Genomic DNA, 25748 nt, shown 5'->3' on the forward strand with positions numbered 1-25748 from the left:
GGGGTTTATGCGCTAAGCAAAACTTACATTGCTATAGAAGTAAGGGTTTGTTTACCATCTTCGGTGCGGAAACAAACCTCTATACCTCGCTTGCTTGAAAAGCGCCATATAAAAAGCGTAGGATTACTACGCTTTTTATGTTCTAGAGAAGAATCTGTTTCTTATAATCGAGAATAGTGTTCTCAATTTGTTTAATGCTAATGATTGTGGCATCTGTAGAGAGGTAAGAAATACTCTTATATATTCCATGTGTTTGTAGAAGCTTCTATCTCTCTCAGATTTATGCTTTTAGAACTAATTTTGGACTGTCTCTATTTTGAGTCAACATTCTCGACTGTTTTGGGATACGCAACTAAATCACTGACAATCAATTAATCAACACTAACTAATAGGTGAGTTAATTAGAATTTGCAGTTTCGCGTACAGGAATGACGGTAACGGACTTAACATCTTTACTCTTGTTGCGAGTATCGTTAATACTTACAACCGTATAGGTTTTAGTGTTGTCAGCACGGAATATGTCACCGACTGCGAGAGGTTTGTTATAGTTCAATGAGCCGATGAAACGTTGATGAAGATCTGACATTAAGTACTGCATAAACTCCTCGTTGTAATAGTCAAATTTGGCGTAGCGATCGCAATATGCGGCAAGCACATATTGCTGCTGCCATCTGTATACCACTGTTTACGCGATTGGTATATAAAATTTCTTATATTTTTTTGTAACTTAGTCACTTTTTATCAAACACTTAGAAGAGTGCTACAAGATTTATCTAAAAATCTTAAGTAATGCCGATATTTCAAAATGTAATCTTTCTATGACTTCATTGCCTGTAACCGAACTTGAGCCTGACTATTCGTTAAGTGCCTATGACTATGAGTTACCTAGCGATCGCATTGCTCAAGATCCAGTTACACCAAGAGACTCATCGCGATTATTGGTCATTGATCAAAATCGCGCACTACTCCATCATCACTTTTACGATCTTCCCAAATTCTTACAGGCTGGGGATTTATTAGTTTTTAATAACACCAAGGTTATTCCTGCCCGAATGTATGGGCATAAAATATCGGGTGTCCCTGTTGAAATTTTGTTGATGGAGCCAATTGGGCATGATCGATGGCTAGCTTTAGTAAAACCTGGTAAGCGCTTGCCTATTGGCAGCACAATTATATTTGCGGAAAATGTTAAGGCAACGGTTGAGGGGATTGAGACAACAACAAGGGCAAGAGAATTACAGTTTCATATTCCTGATGATGCTGATTTGGACAAAATTATTGATCAGCTAGGTCAAATTCCTTTGCCGCCCTATGTGACTGATTCGCATACCGAGCCTGATCGCTATCAAACTATTTATGCAGAGATATCAGGAGCGATCGCTGCACCAACTGCGGGGCTACATTTTACAGATCGACTATTTGAGGAATTACAGGCTCAAGGCATTGATAAGGCTTTTGTCACCCTACACGTGGGAATTGGCACATTTCGTCCTGTCGAGACTGAGGACATTACTCAACATGTCATGCATAACGAATGGTGTGAAGTCCCTGAGGAAACGATCGCCAAAATCCAAGCAACAAAAGCGCGAGGTGGCCGAGTTATCGGTGTGGGCAGCACGGTGGCACGATCGCTAGAAAGCTCAAACTTTCAGGCTTTTAAGGGTAAAACGAATTTGATGATTTATCCAGGGTATGAATGGAAAGTACTAGATGGAATGGTGACTAATTTCCATTTACCCAAGTCAACCCTATTAATGATGGTGTCATCATTTTTGGGCAAAGATGGGCGTAAATTATTAATGTCGGTTTACCAAGAAGCGATCGCCAAGGAATATCGTTTTTATTCCTTTGGTGATGCCATGTTGATGTTGAATAAATAACGAAAGCCCGAAATCAAAAGCCTTGCTAAGCAAGGCTTTTGATTTCGGGCTTATAAAATTTGTAAGCTTAACTCGACCTGACGTTAGCTTACAAATACATTGAGTAGCTGATGTTGGTTGGAGCGATCGCTAGTAGTAATTTTTGAGTGATTCTAATTAGTAATAATCGCCTCAAAGCAATGTCGCGATCAACTCCAAAGATGCGGCAGTGATCGTAAAAATCTAAAAAAGATTTTGCAAGTGCTTGCGATAGCTTCGATCTACTTAGAGCATGATCTGAAACAAGGGAATGCTCTTGTTCACGATTTAGAAAGTCAGCGATCGCTAAATTTTGCATATATAGGCTAATTTCTAAAGGCTCTGTGAATATTGCATTGGTGATAATCGAACTATCAATCAATATCGATGGCAATAGTAAATTTTCTCTATAAGCTAATCTAATTAAGGCACAACAACGCGCATAGGCATATTGTAGGACTGGGGGAGGAGATAACATTGTGTGATTAGAGATCCTATTATTTTGCCAAAATCCCTGATCGTAATTCATGCCATAGGGTTGCCAAGATTCTAGTGCTAGTAAATTGGTAAATATATATTGATCGCTTAAAACAATATTGAGCCAACCTTTACCAAAGGCGTGAAGTTGCCATTGCGATGAAATTTCTGGATTTTGTGAACAGGTTTGAGCGATCGCTTCAGCAATATTGATTGCCTTATTGTTCAAACGTTGAGAAATCGCTAGAGCAATCGCTGATGTGTAATGAGCCGCATACTTGGGATAGCAGGCAGTGATCGATATTTCCTTAGGAGCGATCGCAGTCTGAAATATTGCCTTAATGGCATCAGCGATCGCCATTTGAATCGCTTGGGATGGAGAAGTAAACTTCACAGTTTTTATTTCACGCTTCTTTAGTACGTGGCAATCTGAGAATATTTGGCTTTTTAGAGAGTGGACTGAGAATTTGATTGAGGGCACGAAGTTGTTCAGGGGTTCCCATCGAAATTAGAACGTCTCCCTGCAAAATTTCAGTATTACCATCGGGACCTGCGATCACATCGCCATCAGCGCGGCGAATTGCTAATACTAAAGCCCCTGTTTGCGATCGCAAACTAGCTTTTTTTAAAGACATGCCAATGTAACTAGGTTCATCAATGCGGTATTCCTCAATATAAAAGGAGCGATTTGAGCCTGCAATAATGCCATCCACAAAGTCCATTACCTGCGGACGCAGTGCTACTGCTGCCATGCGCTTACCCCCTGTAATATATGGGGAAATCACTTCATCGGCTCCACCTCGACGCAGCTTTTTCATAGACTCTTCGGTGCTTGCTCGTGCGATCGCCCTAATATCAGGATTTAAAGTTTTGGCGGATAATACAGTGTAGAGATTTTCTGCATCCGATGGCAGGGCTGCCACAATGCAAATGGCTCGTTCTACCCCCGCTAGCAGGAGAGTATTATCAAGAGCCGCATCACCTTGTAATGCGGGATAGCCCTCCTGCTCAGCCTGCTCAATCGTCACAGGATCACTATCAATAACTACAAATGGAATGCTTCCCTCCGCCGCAAATTCGGCGGTTACCTGTCGCCCCGTTCGCCCAAATCCACAAACGATATAGTGTTTGTCGAGTGATTCCATAACTTTTCTCTGCCGCCTTGCTTGAAAAATATTATAAATATGACCATTAGCGATTGCTGTCGTAAACTGTGCTGCAATGTAGCTAATGCTAATTACCCCCATCACAATCAAGGTCATCGTAAATATCCGACCCTCCAAATGCAAAGGATTGGTTTCCCCATAGCCAATCGTGGCAAGGGTAATAATCGTCATATAGAGAGAATCAAACCAACTCCATCCTTCAATCAAGTGATAGCCTAAGGTTCCAATTATCACTAGACTAACTAAAATTCCCACATTAACCAGCAAGGTACGCTGATATTGCAACAACTCACGTTGCAAAACAATTGGTTGTAACTGTTGGTAGTTAAGAGAACTTTTGGGAATCATATATATCTGTACTGTTGCCTGTAAGTAATTTAACTAAGAACTCAATTAAAAAAAATGTTAAGCTGCTTATAGCAATACTAATTGGGCTTAGAATTACCGTTCCCATAGATGCTGTCACTCACGAGACAAGTATGACATCAGAGCCACCTTCAGACATCACACAAGCCAATCGTGTTGTTACTTCTCCTTATCGTTCTGCCGTTGATATTAATGATGATAATTTAGAGAAGTTCCACGTTTGGACTGGATATAACACTCATACTGATATGAGTAGTAACACAAAATTCCAAATGCGTGATTTTCATATTGATCTAGGTATGGCAGTTATCGGTTTTGGGGTGCTATGTGGATGGGAAGTGCGATCGCGCAAAATCGAATTTAAAGGTAAAACTCATATTATTTATGAGTTAAGGGGTGATAGTGATCCGCAGGTTGTGCCGATGTTGCGGCAAAACTGTAGTGATGAAATGGCAACTTTCTTGCACAGTCGTTTAATTAGAACTTTGGATTTTTTACGCTCTTGCTCAAAGTTTTCGGGCATTCCCCATGTGCATATCATCTCGATTCGTAATCACTATGTGATGAGTGCAGTATGGCGACCCTATCAAAATAAGATTTGGATGATTCCCATTGATCAGCTTGAGGGATTATCTTTTTCTAATCATTTAATCTAGCTCTAAGCTCCATGTCTATTCGCATTAAGGGCGATCGCGCAATTAAAACCCCAACAGGACTAGCTACGCGCCCAACGCCGAGTAAGGTGAGGGCAGCAGTCTTTAATATTTTGCAAAGTCGCATCTATGGTGCAAATTGGTTAGATATTTGTGCAGGTTCAGGAGCTATGGGAGCCGAGGCTTTAGTTCGTGGTGCACACCAAGTTGTGGGGATTGAATTATCGGCGATCGCCTGTCGGATTGTGAAGGAAAACTGGCAGAAAATCGCGAAATCGGAACAGATTGTCCAAGTGATCAAGGGTGATGTGTTGAAGATTGTGCCAAAATTACAACCAAAATTTTTTGACTTAGTTTATTTTGATCCACCCTACCAAAGCGATCTGTATCAACCTGTGCTCCAAGCTCTACCGCCATTGTTGACTGATGATGCCATCGTTATTGCTGAGTGCGATCGCTTACGCCCACTACCTGATGTGATTGGTGATTTGGTTTGTAGCGATCGTCGCCAATATGGACAAACAGCTTTAAGCTTTTATCGATTATCGTCACCCTAAAAAAGATAGGCGGTGTTTCGCACCGCCTATCTTTTTTTAATCAACGCGAGTTCGAGATAATTTGATTTTTGGCTTATAAAATTTGCAAGCTTAACTCGAACTGACGTTAATCAATATATGAACCTCGATATTTCATTCTTTCCTTAGGCTGAGCAGATTTTTGGGGTTGGCGATCTTTTGATAAGTTGTCTGTAGCTTCCCCAGAAGCAATATCTTCATTCTGATAACTATTATCACTATTGATAATTGCCCCGCGATATTTAATGACAGGCTTTGTGTCATTTTTTTTGTTTGGGACAGCGATATTACTGGACTTAGTTTCTAAATCTTCAGGTTTATACCGAGTTCCTCGATATTGCATCGTTTCCCAAGTTTCGTCGAACTCAGCCTGAATATTATCTGTACTATCGGTAGCTGACTGTGGATCCTCGCGATCCCTTGATGCTGGAGGGGTATAGAGTTTACCTAAAGCTTTGAAACAAATATAAGGGAATACCAAAGCGATCGCCAAAATGACTAACAGCGAATTGATACGAGTAATCGTTTGAGAAACAATCTCTACATGGTTTTCCGATGCCCATACCGAAGCTGCCGCATAAACTGCTACAGCAGCAGCAATTTGTAACGTGCGATAGGCTAAAGACTTTTTCATGAGCAATAAGGCAATATTGCCTTCACAGAAATTTGCTGAATTTCAAAGAATAAACAAGAAATAAAAATAGGGGTAACTCTTCAATTGCTCCTATTTCTATCAGTTTATAAGATACTCTACTAACATATCGGTTATTAATAATAGCGATCGCCATATTAGCTACGATTTCTAGGACTTGGTACACATAATGCAGGAATGGATTACAAACACAATGAATACCCTAGGCTATCTAGGGATTGGGCTACTGATGTTTTTAGAAAATCTATTTCCACCAATTCCCTCAGAGTTGATCATGCCTCTGGCAGGGTATACCGCAACGTTACCGAATAGCCAAATTCAAGTACTTCCTGCCATTTTAGTAGGTGTGGTTGGCACAATATTAGGGGCAATTCCCTGGTACTATGCTGGCTTAGTTTTAGGGCAACAACGCTTGCAGATTTTGGCAGGACGTTACGGTAAATGGATTGGAATTTCTGGCGAAGATATCGAAAAGTCAGTGCATTGGTTTCAAAAACATGGGGCAAAGGCTGTGCTATTGGGTCGCCTTGTGCCTGGAATTCGGACATTGATTTCGATTCCCGCAGGGATTAGCAAAATGCCAATTGTGCCATTCTTTATCTATTCCACTATTGGTACGATTGGCTGGGTATCTTTATTAACCTATGCAGGGTACTTACTAGGGAAAAATTATGCAATAGTCGAAAAATATATAGATGTAGTTAGCAAAATTGTTGTTGTTGGTATTCTAGTTGCGATCGCTGCATTTATTGGTTATCGCCTCTATAAGACATCCAGAAAATAAAAAATAAAAGCCCCAGATGGGGCTTTTATTTTTTCGAGATTATTTTTTGCCGCCGCCTTGATTCTTGAGGCGGTAAGTAATGCGTCCTTTCGTGAGGTCATAGGGCGTTAGCTCCACTTTAACGCGATCGCCTGGCAAAATTTTGATGTAGTTCCGACGGATCTTGCCCGAAATGTGAGCAAGTACATTAAAGCCATTATCGAGGGCAACTCGAAACATAGCGTTAGGAAGTGACTCAGTTACCGTCCCTTCCATTTCAATAGCATCTTCTTTTGACAAATAAACTCTCCAAAATTTAGTATAAGTTCTGTATGTTTTAGATAATTTTATGAAGCTTGGCTCCATAAAATTATCAGCCTACCTATGCAAGGAATTTTTTGATTGCTTCAGTTACTTCTGGCATAGACGGTGTGCCATCAATCTGTTTAACTTTATTGCCATAAAATTCTAGCAGAGGTCTTGTTTTGGCATTGTATTCCTCCAACCGATTTTTGATCACATCTTCAGTGTCATCAGCACGTCCTTGATCGATCGCTCTCGCTTTAAGGCGATCGATTAAAAACTGATCGGGCACATCCAAATTAATCACTGAATCGTAGGGTTGATTCAACTCTGTTAGTAGAACATCTAGGGCTTCCGCTTGGGCAACTGTGCGAGGAAATCCGTCGAGAATCCAACCAGATTGAGTGTCAGGTTGACGCAAGCGGGACTCGATTACTTCAATGACGACTGCATCAGGAACTAATCTACCAGAGTCGCTATAGGACTTGACTTTTAATCCTAACTCCGTACCCTGCTTAATTTCTGCCCGAAAAATATCACCAGGAGCAATTTTGGGTACTTGCCATTCAGTAGCCAAAATTTCACCTTGTGTACCCTTGCCAGCCCCAGGGGGCCCCATCAAAATCACTCTAGGCATTATTGTTTAACCATACCTTCATAACGTTGAGAAATTACATATGTTTGGATTTGCTTGGAGGTTTCGATCGCCACACCCACCAAAATCAGTAATGAAGTTGCACCAATGCCACTAAAAGTAGATACCCCCGTTGCCTTCTCCAATGCACTAGGAATAATTGCAATTCCACAAAGGAAGATTGAACCAAGTAAAGTTAGGCGATTTAAAACACCACTGATGTAATCAGAAGTTGCTTTACCTGGACGGACAGTGGGAATACTACTACCCATTTTTTTCAGGTTTTGCGACAACTCAATCGGGTTTAATATAAGCGTTGAGTAGAAAAAACTAAAGCCTAGAATCATGAGCATGTATACGGGAATATGCCAGTTGCCGCTAGGAGAAATCTCACTTGCAATATGACTAAAAAAATCATTCTTAATGCTTTGGCTGAGATAGGCAGGCAAAATCATCACTGATGACGCAAAAATGATTGGCATTACACCGCCTTGATTTAAACGTAATGGCAAATAAGAAGCTTGTTCGCGATAGAGTTTTCGTCCAACTTGACGACGTGCAGAAATAATCGGAATTCGCCTTGTTCCTTCTTGTACAAACACAATGCCAATAATCATGAGCAAGAAGATCGCGAGTAACAAGATGACACCACCAACTCGCGAGCTATCTTTTTGAGCAAGGGCGATCGTGTCTCCCAAGGATTTTGGTAAGTTTGCCACAATACTAATAAAAATTAGTAGGGAAGCGCCATTACCAACACCCTTTTCGGTAATCAATTCGCCAGCCCACATCACAAACATAGAGCCAGCAGCAAGGGCAACTGTAGTCTGAAAAATGAAACTGGAAAAAATAACCCTACCATCGCCGAGGGAAATCCAATTCGCACTAGCTTCGGATAGTACACCTGAGTTTTGCACCCAAACTCCTAAACCCCAACTTTGGATAACTGCCCAAACAAAGGCAACATAGCGTGTGTATTGAGAAATTTTTCTTCTACCTGCTTCACCTTCATTCTTTTGAAGATTTTCTAAGCTAGGTAGTGCTGATGTCATCAGTTGCATGATGATCGAAGCGTTAATAAATGGCAAAATACCAAGGGCAAAAATACCCAACAGCGACAAACCGCCACCAGAGAAAATATCTAAGAAATTAACTACAGCATTATTTTTAACAATTTCTGTAAATCGGAGGCGATCGACTCCTGGTAAGGGTAAATAAATTCCCAGTCTAACTAATATCAAAACGCCCACAGTAACTAGCAAACGTCCCCGCAATCCTGCGGCTTGAGCCATTTGCAAAAAAGTTTCTTGGGCTGTCGGGGTCTTTCCTTTACTGACAACCATAACTAAACTTACCTCAAGGCTAATGGTCTATAGGCTAGGGTAGGCGATGCATTGCACCACCTACCCTAGCTATGAAATATATTGTAGTTCGATGATGAACAGTGCAATCTATAGTTATCCAAAACGAAAAAAGAGAATATGTGGCGAAGCGTCTAGCACCTCGCCACATATTCTCTTTTGCTTAGGCAGTAACTTCTACAGTGCCACCAGCAGCTTCGATTTTCGCTTTAGCCGAGGCAGTGATTGAATGTGCACGAACATTCAGTGCAACATTAACCTCACCTCTTCCTAAAATCCGCAAAGCTCCATCATTTTGAGTAACGATACCTGCGTCAATTAAAGAATCAAGTGTTACTTCCGTACCTTTTGGTAATCCACTTAATTGATCGAGGTTCACAATTGTAAAATGCTTAGGATTGACAATTGTGAAGTGCTTAAGTTTGGGTACTCGTCTGTAAAGGGGAATTTGACCACCTTCAAATCCAGGTCTAGTGGGACGACCTGAACGAGATTTTTGACCGCGCATACCAAATCCACCACTAGCACCTTGCCCTGCGGCAATACCACGCCCGATTCGACGCTTACGATGCTGTGAGCCTTCTTGAGGCTGAAGATCGTCAATTCTCATAGTTTTTTCTCATTTATCGTTGGTGCAATGACGGCGCTACGCACCGTTATTGCATTAATTAAATAACTGCTCAAGTGTGATACCACGGGATCTGGCAACTTCACCAAAGGTACGCAATGTCGAGAGTGCATTAATAGCAGCACGAGCATTGTTTAATGGGCTGCTGGAGCCGAGTTGTTTCGCCAAAATATTTTTGACACCAGCCAGTTCAAGTACAGTTCTGACGGCTCCACCAGCGATTACCCCAGTACCAGGGGATGCAGGACGGATGATTACTTTTGCACCACCGCCAATACCATTGGTGGGATGAGGAATGGAATTAGCTTTGGTTAGAGGTACGTCGATCGCATGTTTTCTGGCATCAGCGACACCTTTTTTAACAGCGTTAATAACATCAGCAGCTTTGCCAACGCCAACACCAACTTGTCCTTTCTCATTACCGACGACCACGATCGCACGGAAACTGAGTTTTTTACCACCTTTAACCACCTTGGTTACACGGCGGATTTGGACAACTCGTTCTTGCCATTCAGATTCTTTCTCGGTACGAGCGCGATCGTTTTTCTTACTATCACGCTTACCTTTGCGTTTTTCTTCACGGCTATCGCCATTGTCGCCGCCGCCGTCGCGACCGCCACCTGGTTTGGATTCTCTATTCTTAGCCATAGTTTTTATATCTATTGATTCACTGGATGATTCATTGCTTAAAAATCGAGACCTGCTTCGCGGGCAGCTTCAGCGAGAGCTTGGACTCTACCGTGATAGAGGTTGCCACCGCGATCAAATACGACTTTGGTAATTCCCTTAGCGATCGCTCTTTCCGCAATCAAAGCACCGACTTTTGCCGAAGCTTCAGAGTTAGCTGTGGAACCAACTTTTTCACGGATATCCGATTCAAGGGTAGATGCAGCAACGAGAGTATGCTGTGCTACATCATCGATCACTTGCGCCACAATATGCTTGTTAGAGCGATAAATAGCTAAACGAGGACGTTCGGGGGTTCCTGTTAACCCTTTACGAATTCGCTTGTGGCGGCTTATGGTTGCTTGTCTACGACTGACACTCATATTGTTCGTAACCTATCGACTTTGTATCGATTCTATCTAAAATTAAAGATTAAGAAAATTAAATAAAGAAGGCAGAAAAACTTTTGAAATAAAGTCTAATCTTACTTCTTACCAGTCTTACCAGCCTTACGTCTGACGAATTCACCGAAGTAACGAATGCCCTTACCTTTGTAAACTTCAGGTGGACGTACAGCACGGATCTTGGCAGCTAAGTTACCGACGACTTCCTTGTCAATCCCTTCAACAACAATGAATGTACCTTGAGGGACTTTCTTGCCAGCAGCATCTTCCACAGCAAGAGAAATTCCTGAAGGAGGGACAATATCAACAGTATGGCTATAGCCAACGGTTAGCACAATATTGCTACCATTCAGGTTGGCACGATAACCAACCCCTTGGATTTCTAGCTTGCGCTGAAAACCTGTAGATACACCTTCGACCATATTGGCTACAAGGGTACGAAAGAGACCATGCTGTTGACGAGCAGGTCGAGATTCATTAACGCGATTGACAATCAAGGTGTTTTCTTCCTGAACCACTTCTACGGTGTTAGGTAATACGCGCTTCAGTTCACCTTTTGGTCCTTTGACTGTCACCTCTTGCCCTGCGATGGAGACCGCAACCTTAGGAGGCAGAGGAATGGGACGTTTTCCAATACGAGACATATCTGTTTTCCTTTGCTTGTGTGTTATTCCTGAATTAACAGTTCTGAGTTACCAGATATAGCAAAGAACTTCACCGCCGACCCCTTGTTTGCGAGCTTCGCGATCGGTCAAGATGCCTTTGGAGGTGGAAATAATGGCGATGCCGATTCCACCTAATACACGGGGTAGTTCCTTAGAGTTTGAGTAAACCCGTAAACCAGGTTTGCTAACGCGCTTGAGGCGCTTAATGATTGATTGACGGTTCTTGCCTTCGTACTTGAGAGAAACTACTAAGCGTCGATCAATATTTTCGCCAGTTTCTTCAAAGTCTGCAATAAAACCTTCTTGCTTAAGTACTCGAGCAATGCTTAATGTCAACTTTGTCGCAGGGATTGCGGTTGTTTGGTGCTTCGCAAGTGTGGCATTGCGAATGCGTGTAAGCATGTCCGAGATGGTGTCGTTGGTAGCCATCCTTATCTCCTAATTCGATCTACTTATGATTCTCTAAAGGGCATACCGACTGCTTTCAGGAGCGCACGTCCTTCTTCATCTGTGTTGGCAGTGGTGATGATGGAAATATCAAGCCCCCGAATTTGCTCAATACTGTCGTAGCTGATTTCGGGGAAGATAAGTTGCTCGCGAACACCGAGGGTATAGTTACCACGTCCATCAAAACTCTTGGGACTCACACCACGAAAATCACGGATGCGAGGCAAAGAGAAGTTGATCAAACGGTCTAAGAAATTGTTCATCTTGTCGCGGCGTAGAGTGACTACGATCCCGACAGGCATTCCTTGACGCAGTTTAAAACCTGCGATCGCTTTTTTTGCTCTTGTCACTACAGGCTTTTGACCAGCGATCGTCGCGATTTCGGTCAGGGAGGCTTCTAGGGACTTAGCATTCTGAGCAGCTTCACCCAGACCGCGATTGATGACAACCTTCTCAAATTTGGGAACTTGATGAATATTGGTGTACTTGAACTGTTCCATTAGCTTAGGAACAGCTTGCTTAGCATAGACTTCGGTGAACGGTGTTAGCATTTTATCTTCCTCGATGAATTTTCCTGGGCTTGGTCAGGTTTCTAGAATTATTTCTTGTCAGTCTTGGCAGAATCAATGATTTCGCCAGTTTTCTTGAGCATTCTTACTTTTTTGCCATCTTCTGTGAAGGTAATAGCAGCACGACTAGCGGTCTTTTCCTTCTCGGAGTACAACAAAACTTTAGAACTGTGAATGGGAAACTCGCGGGTGATGATTTGTCCAGACTCGCCATCAGCTTGAGGCTTGACATGTTTAGTCTTGACATTTACACCTTCAACAATGATGGTGCTATCTTTAGGAAAAACTTGGAGAACTTTGCCAACAGTTCCTTTCGAGCTTCCTGAAATCACTTGAACGAGGTCATCTTTCTTAACGTGAACCTTAAAAGATTTACGGTTTCCACGATATTGGGGCTTGGGTTTGAAGGGCATTACAGTACCTCTGGCGCTAGGGAGATAATTTTGGTGAAGTTTTTATCCCGCAACTCACGCGCAACTGGACCAAATACGCGCGTTCCTTTGGGGTTGCCGTCTTGGTTGATGATTACAGCAGCATTGTCGTCAAAACGAATTCTCATACCGCTTTCACGGTTGATTGATGCTTTGGTACGAACGATGACAGCACGGACAACATCAGATTTTTTAACTGGCATATTAGGCGCAGCGTCTTTAACAGTGGCGATAATTACATCTCCAACTGCACCGAACACACGGTTGCCGCCTGCCAGTACGCGGATACATAGGAGCTTCTTAGCACCGCTATTATCCGCAACATTTAGATAAGACTCTTGTTGAATCATGGCTTATGCTTCCGAGCTAGATGAGAGAATCTCTACAACTTCCCATCGCTTTGTACGGCTGAGGGGACGGGTTTCCCGAATTTTGACGCGATCGCCTTCACGGGTTTTATCTTCTTCATCGTGGGCTTTAAACTTAGTCGTTTTGACCACGATTTTTCCATACTTGGGGTGAGAAGTGCGGTTTTCAACTGCTACAACCACCGTCTTTTGCATTTTATCGCTGACGACAACGCCAACTTTTTCTTTTACTGCCATTGCTAGTTCCTATGTCTTTAAATCTTAAGTTTTTAAATTTGCTGTTAGATAGCTCTCTTAAGCTCTGGACAGGCGTTCACGCTCGACAGTCAGCAATTGTGATAAGCGATGCTTTGCGTGTTTGAACTGATGAGGCTGCACGGGCTGTCTAGTTGCCTGCTTAAAGCGCAAATCAAATAGCTCTTTTTTGACGCTCAAGATCTGTGCTTTCAACTCATCATCAGATAGTTCTCTGGTTTCTTGGACTTTTGGGAGTGCCATATCTTTACTCCTTCTCACGGATAACAAATCTGGTTTTGATCGGCATCTTGGCAGCAGCCAAACGGATAGCCTCTCTTGCGGTCTCTTCAGCAACACCTGCGACTTCAAACATGATCCGCCCAGGCTTAACTACTGCTACCCAAAATTCTGGAGCACCTTTACCAGAACCCATACGGGTTTCAGCAGGGCGCATAGTTACAGGCTTGTCTGGGAAAATACGAATCCAGATTTTGCCACCGCGACGGATGTAGCGGTTCATGGCACGACGGGCAGCTTCGATTTGGCGAGAAGTAATCCAAGAAGGCTCTAGAGCCTGCATGGCGTAATCACCAAAGTTGATTTCAGCTCCTCTGGTAGCGGGACCCGCCATCCGACCGCGTTGCTGCTTACGAAATTTTGTACGTTTAGGACTTAACATGGTTCAAAACTCTAGATGACAGAAGTTTATCCTTCAGCGCTAGAACGATCCTCAAATTGGGGACGACGTTGCTGGCGACGACGGGGTTGAGCGGCTGGAGCAGGAGCTTCTTCGCCTTCGATAATTTCGCCTTTAAAGATCCAGACTTTGATGCCAATGACACCATAAATAGTTCTGGATGTTTTATAGCTGTAGTCAATGTCAGCACGGAGGGTATGTAGAGGTACGCGACCTTCACGAACCCACTCAGTTCTCGCAATTTCAGCGCCATTGAGACGACCACTGATTTGCACCTTGATACCTTCGATGCCTGCACGCTGCGCTCTTTGAATTGCTTGGCGAACGACACGACGGAAAGAAACACGACGTTCGATTTGTTGAGCAATGTATTCAGCAATCAGAGGTGCTTCTGCATCAACTCTGGTAACTTCGGTAACATTGATCCGAACTTGGCTGGTTCCTGTTTTTTTGAGGGAACCATCTTGTTCAAGGTACTTCACTAGACCGACACGCAATTGCTCGATACCAGCACCACCACGACCAACAACTACACCAGGACGAGCGGTACGGATTTCGAGATCAACTTGATCGGCTTTGCGGTCAATCAAAATCTCAGCGATACCTGCATTGCTCAAGGTCTTTTCAATATACTTACGGATTTTGTTGTCTTCTTCAGCCAAGACACCGTAACGATTGACATCAGCATACCAACGAGAGAGGTGGGATTTGGTGATGCCGAGGCGTAACCCTGTTGGGTGAATCTTCTGACCCATACCTATTCTTCCTCCGATGGTTTGACGGTAATCGTAATATGACAAGTAGGCTTACGAATTTGGTAAGCACGACCTTGAGCGCGGGGACGGAAGCGCTTGAGGCTAGGTCCCATATCGGCGAAGGCTTGGTTAACTACTAGGGATGCGGGATCAAGTCCAGCATTATGTTCAGCATTAGCTACGGCAGAACGCAATACCTTGGTGATTGGTTCGCAGGAGCGATAGGGCATGAACTCAAGAATCATTAATGCTTCACGGTAGCTACGACCACGGATTTGGTCGAGTACTCGGCGCACCTTGTGGGGGGACATCCGAATGTATTTAGCTACGGCAGGGATTTCGTTTTGGGCAAGGATCATTTTTATCTACCTGTCTACCTATCTCTTGGCCTTTTTGTCGCTCTTGGCATGACCGCGGAAGGTGCGAGTAGGGGCAAACTCACCGAGTTTGTGTCCTACCATTTGCTCCGTGACATATACAGGAACGTGCTGTTTTCCGTTATGGCAGGCAATGGTATGCCCGATCATTTGAGGAAGAATTGTGGAAGCGCGAGACCATGTTTTAACAACTTGCTTTTCGCCTTTGGCGTTGAGCTTTTCGATTTTGGTCAGTAAGTGATCGGCAACAAAGGGACCTTTTTTTAGCGATCGCGTCATAATTTGTATTCTCTAAATAAGTCTTCGAGCTAAGTAACCACTTCGCAGTTGCTTAGCAAAAAAATTAAGCGTTACGTCCGCCCTTACCGCGCTTCGAGGACTTGCGACGGCGACGAACAATGAGAGCATCACTGAGTTTGCCCTTCTTACGAGTCTTGTAACCCAAGGTTGGTTTACCCCAAGGTGTAACAGGACCACTACGTCCGATGGGGGCACAACCTTCACCACCACCATGGGGGTGATCGACTGGGTTCATGACCATACCACGAACTTTAGGACGACGGTTCAACCAACGGCTACGACCTGCTTTACCAAGACTGGTGTTGCTATGATCGAGGTTACCAACTTGTCCGATAGTCGCAAAGCAATCCTTACGAATCAAGCGAACTTCGCTAGAAGGAAGCTTAAGAGTAACAAAATCACCTTCTTTTGCTGCGATTTGAGCACCAGCTCCAGCAGAACGAACAATTTGACCACCCTTTCCAGGTACTAGTTCAACGTTGTGAACAATTGTACCGAGAGGAATGTTTGCCAGAGGCATAGCGTTGCCGATTTCAAAAGGAACGCTACCTGTACCTGCTTGGATTTTATTGCCAACGGCAATACCCTTGGGAGCAAGAATGTATCTCTTTTCACCGTCTTCGTACTGCAATAGAGCAATGCGAGAGGTACGGTTGGGATCGTACTCGATCGCAATGACTTCAGCGATGATGTCACGTTTGTTACGTTTGAAATCGATAATCCGATAAAGACGCTTGTGACCGCCGCCACGTCTACGGCTAGTAATTACACCCCGGTTATTACGTCCACGCTTGCGATGGACATGGGTGGTTAAAGACTTTTCGGGTTCTGATTTGGTGATTTCCGCAAAGTCCGAGACAACGGTTTGTCTGGTACTAGCGGTATACGGTTTATATGCACGAACGCCCATAATTGTCTGATGTTGTTAAAGAACAGTTCTCTGGTTTTGTTTTTTGTTCAACATGAATAACTGAAAGTTATTCATGTTGAACTTTTACACATCTGGGAACAAATCGATTTTGCTGCCTTCAGCGAGGGTGACGATCGCTCTTTTGATTTGAGCGCGTTTGCCTGCGAACTTACCAATCCGACGCGCCTGTGCGGGTGGGTTATGGGTGTTCACTTTCTTAACCTTGACTGAGAACAAACTCTCAATTGCAGCTTTGATTTCAGGCTTAGTGGCATCATGCACAACATCAAAGGTGTACTTGTTGCTTTCTAATTGTCTGGTTGCCTTTTCATTGAGCAGAGGGCGACGAATGAGATCGGGCAAGCGACGGGGATCGAATTGGGTTGGGATCTTAGCCATGGTGTTTATTTCTTCTACTTAGATTCCGTTATTCTGCATCTTCGACCGTAACGATCTCAGTTGCTAGCTTCGCATCGCCACCATACACTTCATGAATCTTGGCGATCGCCGAGCGCGTTGCCACAATTTTCTCAGCATTAACGATGTCGAAAATATTCAATTGATCAGCCGCAAGCAACTGCAAGTTACGAATATTGCGAGCAGACAAAACAATGTTTTCTTCTTTTTGATCAATGATGACCAAAACCTTGCTGCCAGCTACTACACCCCAACGCTCAAGAGCTTGAGTGAGTTCCTTGGTCTTAGGCTGTAAGAGATTTACGGCAAAATCTTCAACTACGATCAAATCTGCTGCGCGACCAGTGAATGCGGTGCGAAGAGCAAGACGACGCTCTTTGCGGTTCATCTTGGTATCGTAATCTCTAGGTTTTGGTCCAAAAATAGCACCACCACCACGGGTTAGAGGAGAACGAGTCGAACCTGCACGGGCGCGACCAGTACCCTTTTGTCTAAAAGGCTTACGACCACCACCACGAACTTCAGCGCGGGTCTTGCTGCTGGCTGTGCCTTGGCGGGCATTAGCGAGCTGTCTGACGAGGGCACGGTGTACTAGACCCTTTGCAGTTGCTTCTTTAGCAACACGCAATTCCAGATCTACCTCACCGATTTCCTTCCCTGTCCAATCTTTTACTATAGGCATAACTTAAACTCTCTCGATCTCACGAACAAACTACTTAGTTCTTACTTAGCCTTGCCGACAATTACGGTAGGAATGACATTAAGCAATGCACCAGCTTTACCGGGTACTGCTCCTTTAATTAGCAGCACGTTGTTCGCTGCATCGACCTTGACTATAGTTAGTTTCTTTACGGTGATTTGCTTACCGCCAAGACGACCAGCCATGCGCTTACCAGGATAAACACGACCAGGAGTTGTACCTGCGCCTGTCGAACCAGGTTGTCTGTGGTTTTTAGAACCGTGAGCCATCGGACCGCGACCAAAGTTGTGGCGCTTTTGATAACCAGCGAAACCTTTACCAATGCTAGTTCCAATTACATCAACGATGTCGCCATCCTTGAACTGACTTACATCTAGGGTTTGTCCGATGGTGTAGTTGCTCACATCGTCCAAACGATATTCACGTAGGTGCTTAACAGGTTCTGCACCTGATGCTTTCAAATGTCCCAATTCTGGCTTAGTTAAAAGCTTCTCACGAGTCTTACCATAACCAACTTGAATAGCTTTATAGCCTTCTTTGGTATCAGTCTTGACCTGTGTAACAGTGATGGGACCTGCATGGACAACGGTTACAGGAACAGCGTTGCCATCCGAATCGAATACTTGGGTCATCCCAAGTTTTGTGCCGAGAATTCCGACAGTCATTAAAGTTAGCTCCGCTTGCTTGTGGCTGCAAATTAAATGGATTTTTCTTGCAGATTTTTGACAGGCTCAAAAGAGATCGGTTTCGATCTTAGTAAGAAGTATTTTTGTTGAAGACTGTTTAAGGGACTTCGAGACGACTTACGGCAGATGTCTAACCAATTTTGTTAGACTTGAGAAACACAATCTCTTGGGTGGTCGTTATAAGCTAAAGAACTATAAGTTTGATTTAGCTTACTTATACCAATTGCGCGACTCAGACTTAAGAAACAAAGCCTACGCTTTTTTCTCAGTTTCTGTTTTTAGTCACGATTAGCAATCCTAACTCTAAGCGAGATGTTTTGTCTATAGTTTTTCAAAGTTTTTTGCAAAACTAAGATTACAATGCCCTTGGGAAGTATTTGGTAGCATATAGACACAAGAATTTCTGATCGTTATCTGGGCTGGGGATTTCTGGGTACTATATTCATGGTGTGATGCCCAACTCAGTGAAGGTGGTAAGCAACTTGATAGCGAGGCAAAATTTGCTTAGGAGAGTATTTCTCATAATTATCTGGAACGTAATGTTCTTTGCAACATCCTGCAAGATTTTATGATTTTGTTGATTATTTACATGGACGCTATGGCTTAACAGGTGTAATTAGGAAATGGAAATAGTACAAGGTCTATCTTCGGATCTTTCTGGAAACACGTCACTGGTTTATCAAAACTGCGATCGCGAACAAATTCATTTACTAGGACATATCCAGTCTCATGGTGTTCTAATAGCTATCAATGAGTCAAATTTGACGATCGCACAGGTTAGTGCCAATACTATTCAATTTTTCAACCTTCCTGCTAACTCACTAATTGCTCACCCACTGAATGTTCTCTTTTCACAAGAACAGATCAATACCCTATTGTCTTTTTGGGCGCATAAAGATCTAGAAGCCTTTAACCCCATTAAGCTAACCGTTACTATCAAGAGGAAGAAGCGTATATTTCAAGGGGTGATGCATCGTTCTGATGGGCTATTAGTTTTGGAACTAGAGCCTTTGCCTAAGGATATAGACTCTAGTTTGGGATTTTACTACTTAGCGAAGGCGGCAGCGATGAATGTTCGTCAAGCTGAGGGCTTTGATGAGATGTCAAACTTACTAGTTCAGGAAATTCGCAAGATTACTGGATTTGATCGTGTACTCATCTATAAATTTGATCCTGATCATAGTGGAGTCGTCATTGCTGAAGCTAAAGCTCATAATTTAGAACCATTACTTGGATTACATTATCCTTCTTTTGATATTCCCGAAATCCCTCGCAACCTTTACTGTAAAAATTGGCTAAGACTCATTGCAGATTTGGAAGATGAGTCTGTTCCTCTAATTCCCTTCAATAATCCACTGACACAAGCACCTCTCGATTTGAGTTATAGCACTTTGAGAAGTGTCTCTAAATTCCATATTCAATACTTGCGAAAGATGAGGGTTTCAGCATCTTTCAGTATCTCCTTAATTAATACTGACAAACTATGGGGATTGGTAGTTTGCCATCATTATGCTCCTAAATATGTTGACTATGAGACTAGAAAAACCTGTGAATTTCTGGGACAGATCATGTCGGTCGAAATTGTTAATAAGCATGAGCAGTACCTGAAGAAAGCCCAAGCAAAAATTAAGAGTATTCAATCCAAGCTGAAACAAAATATTCTGAGTAGCTATCAATCCCTTAGCTCCACTTTCACTCAAGATATCGATGATTTGTTGAAGTTAGTGAATGCTCAGGGGGCAGTAATTTATCTTGATGGTTGTATCTCGGAGTTTGGTCAATGTCCTACTCAAAACTTTACGCGATCGCTAATCGCGTGGTTAGAATCTAAGTCTCAAGATATTTTTCATACAACCTGTTTAAGTAAAGACTTCCCTGAGGCAATAGAGTTTCAAGAGCAAGCAAGTGGACTGTTATCTATTTCCATTAAACTAAATCACACTTCTTATCATATTATTTGGTTCCGTCCAGAAGTAGTTCAAACGGTTAATTGGGCAGGAGATCCGACTAAATTATTAGATATTGATGATGATCTTGACCCATCACCACGACGTTCCTTTGAACTATGGAAGGAGGCAGTAAAAGCTAACTCTTTACCTTGGGATGAGGTCGAAATGGAAGCAGCTTTAGAATTGAGAAGTACTCTCATGCTTGCCGCCTTAGAGTTTTCGCAGCAAGCTCTTAAACAAGAGGCAGAACGCTCCAAAGTAGCTAGTCAAGCTAAAAGCAACTTTTTGGCAAGAATGAGTCACGAACTGAGAACCCCTCTAAATGCGATCTTAGGATGTACTCAACTAATGTCCCACGAAGAATCTCTCACCAACGATCTTGGAGAATATGTAAATATCATTAGCTATAGTAGCGAACATCTTCTAAACTTAATTGATGATGTTTTAGAAGTGTCGAAGATCGAAGCAGGTAAGGTTCTACTCGAAGAGACAGAATTTGACTTGTTCTTGTTGTTGCATAATCTGCAAGAAATGCTGCAAATCAAGGCAAAAGATAAGAACTTACAACTAATTTTTGCAATTCATCCGAATTTGCCGAAATATGTCAAAGCCGATGAACGGAAGATTCGACAAATTTTGTTAAATCTACTTGGAAATGCCCTCAAGTTTACCAATCTAGGTTATGTAATTCTGCGTGTCACATTAGGTGATCCAGAGATGGTAGGTTCTAAGGTAATGCTCCATTTTGAAGTAGAGGATACTGGATGTGGAATTTCTCCCGAAGAAATTAGTAACTTATTTGAGGCTTTTGTTCAGACTGCTTCAGGTAGAGAATCACAGACAGGAACTGGTTTGGGATTAGTAATTAGTCAACAGTTTGCCAGATTTCTAGGTGGACAGATTAAGGTAAGTAGTACTTTAGGGAAAGGAACTATCTTTCATTTTGAGATTGCTGTTCAACCTGTATCTAATTTAGGACAGGAAATAAATCATAGAACTGAACCTTCAAAACTTCCTAGACCAATTACAGAAATCAGACAAGAAAAGTCCAATATTGACATTAATAGCACTTTGCGAATTCTTTTAGTTGAGGATAATACCTTTAATCAGATGATTGCTTTGCGACTTTTGAGTAAGTTGGGATATCAGGCTGATTGTGCTATGAATGGATTAGAAGTTTTAAAGGCGCTGGAAAGTAAACCCTATGATGTGATCTTGATGGATGTACAGATGCCAGAGATGGATGGATTAGAAGCAACTCGCAGAATTCGCCTAATCGAGAAAGATAGTGATTCAGGCAATAAAATTAAAATTGTCGCTATGACAGCAAATGCAATGAAGGAAGATCGTGAAAAATGTCTATTAATTGGTATGGATGATTTTATTAGCAAGCCTGTACGAATTGAAGATTTAAGAACTGTATTGAAAAAGTTTGCTTAATGGTTATGCCCCCATAGCGATCGCTATCCAGCGTTTTGATTTGACTATTTTCCAGATGCTGATCCCGATAAGCCATGATATGGTTGCAGCAAGGGGCACAAACAAGATGCCGCCAACTATTTCTAGGGGTGCAATTGCTCTTAAGATCCATACATGAACTAGGTAAGTGGTAAAACTTGCATTGGAGAAGATCTTAGGAAGATGTTTCCTTTGACCTCGAAATTGCCACGAAATTGACCATAGTAGGAAGGTCAAGGTAATCAGAATTATTGTAGGACGGGTGTAATGTCCAACTGCCTCGGCAGAGTTTTTTAAGATGGCAGTCCAATAGAATTCACTTAACTCCAAAGTTGCCGCGATCGCAAATAGATACCCCCATGTACGCGATTGGTATTTTGAGACAAGCTGATCAATCCATTCCTGATTTTTAGCGAGCCAGATACCTATTTGAAAATAGGGTAACCAATAAATCACATGATTACCATCAGGTAAAAAAGTGGTCATGTTTAAGTCAAAAGTGGCGAAAAGCCATCGGCAACTAAATAGCAAAAAAGTAATAGTTAGTAATATGCCTAGATGCCGTGCCGTGAATGCAATATGTCGAAGTAACGGATAGCTCACATAACATTGCAAAATGATGCCTAAGAAGGGCGTTGTTGCATAAAAAGGGGAAGAGAAGGTAAATTAGATAAAAATCAGGAGATGGAGTCCCAGCAAATGACACAGAAACATGAGATCCGCAACTGGACAGAGTATAACGCAGGGCTAAAACAAAGAGGAAGCCTGACTTTTTGGATGAGCGAAGAAGTAATTGAAGGATGGTTAAATCAAACATTAAGTGGCAAACGGGGAGCTTCCAAAGATTACAGTGATATAGCAATAGCGACATTTATCACGGTCAAAGCGGTATATCAGCAAGCAGGAAGACAAACGCAAGGACTGTTAGAGTCAATATTTGCCTTGATGGGAATAGATTTACCAGTACCAGACCACAGCACCGTGTCAAGACGGACAGCAAGTTTAAGTGTGACCTTACCAGTAATCCCGAAACAGGGAGCAGTGCATGTAGTAGTTGATTCGACAGGGATCAAAGTATACGGCGAAGGGGAATGGAAAACACGGCAGCATGGAATTAGTAAGAGACGGACATGGCGCAAATTACACCTAGGAGCCGATGAATCAACAGGAGAAATACTGGCTGCGGTCGTCACCACGAATGATTGCCACGATGGAGAAGTACTCGCCGATATTCTCGATGCGATTGATGCTGAAATTGCTCAAGTTTCCGCAGATGGAGCTTATGACCATCGTCATTGTTATGACGAGATTGCCCAACATGGTGCTAAAGCCGTGATTCCTCCGCGCAAAGATGCCAAAATCTGGCAGCATGGCAATACCAATGCTCCACCACATCCGCGTGACCAAAATCTCCGTTATATCCGTAAACATGGGCGTAAAAAATGGAAACGTGACTCAGGTTATCATCGGCGCTCTTTGGCAGAAACTACGATGTTTCGTTTCAAAAAAATCTTTGGTGCTACTTTATGTTCTCGTAAATTTGACAATCAGGCGGTTGAGTTGTTCATCAAATGTGCTGCTCTTAATCGCATGATTCAACTGGCTAAACCTCTCTCCTCTCCTGTTGTTCGTTAATTTTCTAAGATCCTCCATCTTTTGGCTTCTTTTTATTCATGCAACAAAGCCCCTAAGAAGTAAAGATGATAATCACCCATCCCCGTTGAAAGAGCTTGCCAAATTTGTTGCGTTCTCTCTTGCCAATCACCCGATAGAAATTGCGATCGCCCAACAACATTGAGTAAGGTGAAGAGTATATAAGGTGGAATAATTCGCCATAGGCGGCGTTGGCAAAATATTTTTAAATCAAAAGACCGTTTATCTTCGGATTTGGCGAGGGCAAATCCAGATAGAATCACAAATATGGGAACAGTAAAACGTCCAACTTGATTAATGAACGTGTCAATAAAGATTTCAGGATTGATGGTAACTGTATCTTTGACCCCAAACCACCAGTGATGGGAAGCATGAATAGCAATCACAATCGTAGTAGCGATCGCTCGTAATAGATCAGATAATTCCCATGTCATGATTTTTCAATCTAATAATTAAATTGAGCGATATTGCTGCATGGTTAGTTTTTCTGTCCATGTCTGCATAAAAGGAATTGCTGAGGCGAAAGTCAAATCATACTTAAGCGGCGTAATTGTAATGTAATTGTCTCTAATTGCTTGAATATCCGTATCTGATTCGGCTTCTTCCTCAATAATTACTCCCGATAGCCAATAGTAAGTTTTGCCTCTAGGATCAATACGCTTCTCAAATTGATCGCGATAGCGGCGAATACCTAAGCGAGTAACGACCGCACCACAAATATCTTCCTCAGCGATCGCAGGAATATTCACGTTTAATAAAATTGGTTCTTCGAGAGGATAGTCGGAGATCGCCTGTACCATTTTTTTCGCAAAGTTAGCCGCAGCGCTATAGTCTAAATGGGTAAAGCTAGAAAGACTGAAGGCAATACTTGGTAAACCTTCCAATACACCTTCCATTGCGGCTGATACTGTACCAGAGTACAAAACATCAGTTCCTAAATTAGCCCCCCGATTAATTCCTGATAAGACTAGATCGGGGCGCTCAACTAAAAGCGCATCGAGTGCTAGTTTCACCGTGTCTGAAGGTGTTCCTGAACAAGCCCAAGCTTCAATCCCATCAGGATATAAACCAGAAATTTGATCAACCCGTAACGGCTCTTGTAAAGTAAGAGCATGACCAGTTGCCGAGCGCTCACGATCTGGGCAAACTACTGTAATCCGATGTTCAGTATCACTAAGTGCCTCAGCTAAAGCTCTTACCCCAGGAGCGTAAATGCCGTCATCATTACTAATAAGAATATTCATACTTTAATTGTTCAAGGTTTCACTCAATCAACAGAGGGGGGCGCTAAGCGCCCCCCTCTAAATTTTTTGCTATTTAGCACAATCAATATTTCTAGTCAAGGGTAATCACCCAAGAGCCAATATATACAGGTACAGGTACATCCGCACGCATCACTCTGCCATCAAATTGATAAAACCCACTATAGTCAGGATTCCGTACATTGGACAAAACAGCTCTCAGTGCTGTTTTGGAAGGAATAGCTTCTTTAGGGACTATCGTAATGCGGCGAGTTTCTTTATCCCAATTTACTGACTCAAGCTCTAAATCTTTACCTCCACGACATTGATCAGTTACACGCAACTTGATGTCTGATGTATCAAAGCTACCGTTGAAATGATCGGGGTAAGTAATGATGATTTCAGAAACTTTAAACTTTTGTGGCTTAACTTCTAGATAATAGCGATCGGTGCGATTACTGGTGCCATTGTCAAGGCAGTAGTCAAGTGCATTATCTTTGATGCCACCGAATAGAATAAATCCAGCATTAGATTGGGCGCGTACTAACGACGGCGAAACAACTGCACAAGCCACAGCTAGACAGGAAACAATACCCAGTTTTTTGATCATTTGGATCTTCATAAATCTTACGATACTTTACTATTATGCTACGCACTAAGCATTCTGACGAAGTTTGATAGTAAATGTATCCCGTCAGTGGATGATTTTTCAGGATGAAATTGCACTGCCATGACATTATCTTTCGCGATCGCCACTGTCACAGTCTGGCTACCATGGGTTGTCGTTGCCGCAGTCACCTTATTATCAACAGGCGCAGTGTAGTAGGAATGCACAAAATACATCCAAGGGCTATTGCCCAAGTCCTGCCAAAGTGGACAATCAGCCTGAGTAAGCGCTAACTGATTCCAGCCCATATGGGGAATAGTCACATTTGGCTCATGAAGAAACCTTTTAACCTGACCTTGAATAATTCCTAATCCTGATTCTTGTCCCTCTTCGCTACTTTCAAACAAGATCTGCATCCCTAAGCAAATTCCTAAAAAAGGCTTACCCGAAGCGATCGCCTCCTTAATTGGTTGCTCTAGATGGTTAGCCCTTAATTTATGCATTGCGGGATCGAAAGATCCCACCCCCGGTAAAACAATACCATCGGCGTTAGATAGTTCTAGAGGATCATTAGTAACTATTGGGGTTGCCCCTGCAATCTCTAATCCCTTACAGGCTGAGTGCAAGTTGCCCATATCGTAGTCGATCACTGCCACAACTGGCATGATATTACTCCTAATTAATAATCTTGCAAGAAGTTTGTGCTTCCTTGATTCTTTAATTAAGCGATCATAA

General features: G+C 42.7%; 36 protein-coding genes. 6 read left to right on the forward strand and 30 right to left on the reverse strand.

Annotation, left to right across the window (positions count from 1 at the left end; all coding sequences use genetic code 11):
* Positions 1-397: 397 nt before the first annotated feature.
* Positions 398-682, reverse strand: a complete 285-nt coding sequence (locus HC246_RS04955; protein ID WP_225902913.1) for a hypothetical protein — start codon at positions 680-682, stop codon at positions 398-400.
* 136 nt (positions 683-818) lie between these two features.
* On the opposite strand from HC246_RS04955, the gene queA reads away from it, so the two are divergent.
* Positions 819-1880: a tRNA preQ1(34) S-adenosylmethionine ribosyltransferase-isomerase QueA gene (gene queA / locus HC246_RS04960; protein ID WP_169362427.1), complete on the forward strand. Its 1062-nt coding sequence runs from the start codon at positions 819-821 to the stop codon at positions 1878-1880.
* Positions 1881-1968: 88 nt separating this feature from the next.
* Here queA and HC246_RS04965 read toward each other — a convergent pair whose 3' ends face one another.
* Positions 1969-2769 (reverse strand): DALR anticodon-binding domain-containing protein, encoded by an 801-nt coding sequence (locus HC246_RS04965; protein WP_169362428.1) that lies wholly within the window; start codon positions 2767-2769, stop codon positions 1969-1971.
* Positions 2770-2779: 10 nt separating this feature from the next.
* A complete protein-coding gene (locus HC246_RS04970) occupies positions 2780-3889 on the reverse strand; it encodes a potassium channel family protein (RefSeq protein ID WP_169362429.1) in 1110 nt (369 codons plus the stop codon).
* Between the two features lie 131 nt (positions 3890-4020).
* Between HC246_RS04970 and HC246_RS04975 the strand changes: the two genes are divergently transcribed.
* Both HC246_RS04975 and rsmD read left to right on the forward strand, forming a co-directional pair.
* Positions 4021-4563 carry a hypothetical protein gene (locus HC246_RS04975; RefSeq protein ID WP_169362430.1) on the forward strand — a complete coding sequence of 181 codons (543 nt, stop codon included), beginning with the start codon at positions 4021-4023 and terminating at the stop codon, positions 4561-4563.
* An 11-nt stretch (positions 4564-4574) separates the two neighbouring features.
* Positions 4575-5117, forward strand: a complete 543-nt coding sequence (rsmD, locus tag HC246_RS04980) for a 16S rRNA (guanine(966)-N(2))-methyltransferase RsmD (RefSeq protein WP_169362431.1) — start codon at positions 4575-4577, stop codon at positions 5115-5117.
* 106 nt (positions 5118-5223) lie between these two features.
* Here the strand turns inward: rsmD and HC246_RS04985 are convergent, their stop codons facing one another.
* Entirely contained in the window at positions 5224-5769 is a 546-nt protein-coding gene (locus tag HC246_RS04985) for a hypothetical protein (RefSeq protein WP_169362432.1), read from the reverse strand.
* A 187-nt stretch (positions 5770-5956) separates the two neighbouring features.
* On the opposite strand from HC246_RS04985, the gene HC246_RS04990 reads away from it, so the two are divergent.
* Positions 5957-6571 (forward strand): DedA family protein, encoded by a 615-nt coding sequence (locus tag HC246_RS04990; protein ID WP_169362433.1) that lies wholly within the window; start codon positions 5957-5959, stop codon positions 6569-6571.
* A 39-nt stretch (positions 6572-6610) separates the two neighbouring features.
* Here the strand turns inward: HC246_RS04990 and infA are convergent, their stop codons facing one another.
* The 21 genes from infA to rplC all read right to left on the reverse strand — a co-directional run bounded on the left by infA (position 6611) and on the right by rplC (position 18084).
* The gene (infA, locus tag HC246_RS04995) at positions 6611-6850 is read right to left on the reverse strand and encodes a translation initiation factor IF-1 (RefSeq protein ID WP_009625470.1); all 240 of its coding nucleotides are present in this window, start codon (positions 6848-6850) and stop codon (positions 6611-6613) included.
* 82 nt (positions 6851-6932) lie between these two features.
* Positions 6933-7490: an adenylate kinase gene (locus HC246_RS05000; RefSeq protein WP_169362434.1), complete on the reverse strand. Its 558-nt coding sequence runs from the start codon at positions 7488-7490 to the stop codon at positions 6933-6935.
* Positions 7490-8830: a preprotein translocase subunit SecY gene (gene secY / locus HC246_RS05005; protein WP_169362435.1), complete on the reverse strand. Its 1341-nt coding sequence runs from the start codon at positions 8828-8830 to the stop codon at positions 7490-7492. The genes HC246_RS05000 and secY overlap by 1 nt, the downstream gene beginning before the upstream one ends.
* A 181-nt stretch (positions 8831-9011) precedes the next feature.
* Entirely contained in the window at positions 9012-9458 is a 447-nt protein-coding gene (gene rplO / locus HC246_RS05010; protein WP_169362436.1) for a 50S ribosomal protein L15, read from the reverse strand.
* A gap of 54 nt (positions 9459-9512) precedes the next feature.
* Positions 9513-10124, reverse strand: a complete 612-nt coding sequence (gene rpsE / locus HC246_RS05015; protein WP_169362437.1) for a 30S ribosomal protein S5 — start codon at positions 10122-10124, stop codon at positions 9513-9515.
* 38 nt (positions 10125-10162) lie between these two features.
* Positions 10163-10525, reverse strand: a complete 363-nt coding sequence (gene rplR / locus HC246_RS05020) for a 50S ribosomal protein L18 (RefSeq protein WP_169362438.1) — start codon at positions 10523-10525, stop codon at positions 10163-10165.
* Between the two features lie 101 nt (positions 10526-10626).
* Positions 10627-11190, reverse strand: coding sequence for a 50S ribosomal protein L6 (gene rplF / locus HC246_RS05025; RefSeq protein WP_169362439.1), 564 nt, complete (start codon positions 11188-11190; stop codon positions 10627-10629).
* Between the two features lie 48 nt (positions 11191-11238).
* On the reverse strand, positions 11239-11640 hold the full coding sequence (rpsH, locus tag HC246_RS05030) for a 30S ribosomal protein S8 (RefSeq protein WP_126385428.1): 402 nt from the start codon (positions 11638-11640) through the stop codon (positions 11239-11241).
* Positions 11641-11663: 23 nt separating this feature from the next.
* Positions 11664-12209: a 50S ribosomal protein L5 gene (rplE, locus tag HC246_RS05035; protein WP_169362440.1), complete on the reverse strand. Its 546-nt coding sequence runs from the start codon at positions 12207-12209 to the stop codon at positions 11664-11666.
* A 47-nt stretch (positions 12210-12256) separates the two neighbouring features.
* Positions 12257-12640, reverse strand: coding sequence for a 50S ribosomal protein L24 (gene rplX, locus HC246_RS05040; RefSeq protein WP_169362441.1), 384 nt, complete (start codon positions 12638-12640; stop codon positions 12257-12259).
* A complete protein-coding gene (gene rplN, locus HC246_RS05045; protein ID WP_169362442.1) occupies positions 12640-13008 on the reverse strand; it encodes a 50S ribosomal protein L14 in 369 nt (122 codons plus the stop codon). Before rplN ends, rplX begins: the two co-directional genes overlap by 1 nt.
* 3 nt (positions 13009-13011) lie before the next feature.
* Positions 13012-13263, reverse strand: coding sequence for a 30S ribosomal protein S17 (rpsQ, locus tag HC246_RS05050; protein ID WP_094530969.1), 252 nt, complete (start codon positions 13261-13263; stop codon positions 13012-13014).
* 57 nt (positions 13264-13320) lie between these two features.
* Positions 13321-13524, reverse strand: a complete 204-nt coding sequence (rpmC, locus tag HC246_RS05055; RefSeq protein ID WP_169362443.1) for a 50S ribosomal protein L29 — start codon at positions 13522-13524, stop codon at positions 13321-13323.
* Positions 13525-13528: 4 nt separating this feature from the next.
* The gene (gene rplP / locus HC246_RS05060) at positions 13529-13942 is read right to left on the reverse strand and encodes a 50S ribosomal protein L16 (RefSeq protein ID WP_169362444.1); all 414 of its coding nucleotides are present in this window, start codon (positions 13940-13942) and stop codon (positions 13529-13531) included.
* A 26-nt stretch (positions 13943-13968) separates the two neighbouring features.
* Complete coding sequence (rpsC, locus tag HC246_RS05065) at positions 13969-14715, reverse strand: 30S ribosomal protein S3 (RefSeq protein ID WP_126385434.1); 747 nt, start codon at positions 14713-14715, stop codon at positions 13969-13971.
* A 2-nt stretch (positions 14716-14717) separates the two neighbouring features.
* Positions 14718-15074: a 50S ribosomal protein L22 gene (rplV, locus tag HC246_RS05070; protein ID WP_009625485.1), complete on the reverse strand. Its 357-nt coding sequence runs from the start codon at positions 15072-15074 to the stop codon at positions 14718-14720.
* Between the two features lie 18 nt (positions 15075-15092).
* Positions 15093-15371, reverse strand: a complete 279-nt coding sequence (gene rpsS / locus HC246_RS05075) for a 30S ribosomal protein S19 (protein ID WP_009625486.1) — start codon at positions 15369-15371, stop codon at positions 15093-15095.
* A gap of 64 nt (positions 15372-15435) precedes the next feature.
* Entirely contained in the window at positions 15436-16302 is an 867-nt protein-coding gene (gene rplB / locus HC246_RS05080; protein ID WP_169362445.1) for a 50S ribosomal protein L2, read from the reverse strand.
* An 84-nt stretch (positions 16303-16386) separates the two neighbouring features.
* Complete coding sequence (locus HC246_RS05085; protein WP_126385436.1) at positions 16387-16701, reverse strand: 50S ribosomal protein L23; 315 nt, start codon at positions 16699-16701, stop codon at positions 16387-16389.
* 28 nt (positions 16702-16729) lie between these two features.
* Positions 16730-17401: a 50S ribosomal protein L4 gene (gene rplD, locus HC246_RS05090; protein ID WP_169362446.1), complete on the reverse strand. Its 672-nt coding sequence runs from the start codon at positions 17399-17401 to the stop codon at positions 16730-16732.
* 41 nt (positions 17402-17442) lie between these two features.
* The gene (rplC, locus tag HC246_RS05095; protein ID WP_126385438.1) at positions 17443-18084 is read right to left on the reverse strand and encodes a 50S ribosomal protein L3; all 642 of its coding nucleotides are present in this window, start codon (positions 18082-18084) and stop codon (positions 17443-17445) included.
* Positions 18085-18728: 644 nt separating this feature from the next.
* On the opposite strand from rplC, the gene HC246_RS05100 reads away from it, so the two are divergent.
* Positions 18729-21494: a response regulator gene (locus tag HC246_RS05100; protein ID WP_169362447.1), complete on the forward strand. Its 2766-nt coding sequence runs from the start codon at positions 18729-18731 to the stop codon at positions 21492-21494.
* Between the two features lie 3 nt (positions 21495-21497).
* On the opposite strand, the gene HC246_RS05105 is transcribed toward HC246_RS05100, so the two are convergent.
* Positions 21498-22133 carry an acyltransferase family protein gene (locus tag HC246_RS05105; RefSeq protein WP_318655958.1) on the reverse strand — a complete coding sequence of 212 codons (636 nt, stop codon included), beginning with the start codon at positions 22131-22133 and terminating at the stop codon, positions 21498-21500.
* A gap of 78 nt (positions 22134-22211) precedes the next feature.
* Between HC246_RS05105 and HC246_RS05110 the strand changes: the two genes are divergently transcribed.
* Positions 22212-23147 (forward strand): IS5 family transposase, encoded by a 936-nt coding sequence (locus HC246_RS05110; protein ID WP_169364403.1) that lies wholly within the window; start codon positions 22212-22214, stop codon positions 23145-23147.
* Between the two features lie 32 nt (positions 23148-23179).
* On the opposite strand, the gene HC246_RS05115 is transcribed toward HC246_RS05110, so the two are convergent.
* The 4 genes from HC246_RS05115 to hisH form a co-directional block, all read right to left on the reverse strand.
* The gene (locus HC246_RS05115) at positions 23180-23599 is read right to left on the reverse strand and encodes an acyltransferase family protein (protein WP_169362449.1); all 420 of its coding nucleotides are present in this window, start codon (positions 23597-23599) and stop codon (positions 23180-23182) included.
* Positions 23600-23617: 18 nt separating this feature from the next.
* A complete protein-coding gene (gene surE, locus HC246_RS05120) occupies positions 23618-24409 on the reverse strand; it encodes a 5'/3'-nucleotidase SurE (protein ID WP_169362450.1) in 792 nt (263 codons plus the stop codon).
* A 91-nt stretch (positions 24410-24500) separates the two neighbouring features.
* Positions 24501-25016 (reverse strand): DUF2808 domain-containing protein, encoded by a 516-nt coding sequence (locus HC246_RS05125; RefSeq protein WP_169362451.1) that lies wholly within the window; start codon positions 25014-25016, stop codon positions 24501-24503.
* A 38-nt stretch (positions 25017-25054) separates the two neighbouring features.
* Positions 25055-25678: an imidazole glycerol phosphate synthase subunit HisH gene (hisH, locus tag HC246_RS05130; RefSeq protein ID WP_169362452.1), complete on the reverse strand. Its 624-nt coding sequence runs from the start codon at positions 25676-25678 to the stop codon at positions 25055-25057.
* Positions 25679-25748 lie beyond the last annotated feature (70 nt).

The sequence above is a fragment of the Pseudanabaena yagii GIHE-NHR1 genome, assembly GCF_012863495.1.
Classification (GTDB): Bacteria; Cyanobacteriota; Cyanobacteriia; order Pseudanabaenales; family Pseudanabaenaceae; genus Pseudanabaena; species Pseudanabaena yagii.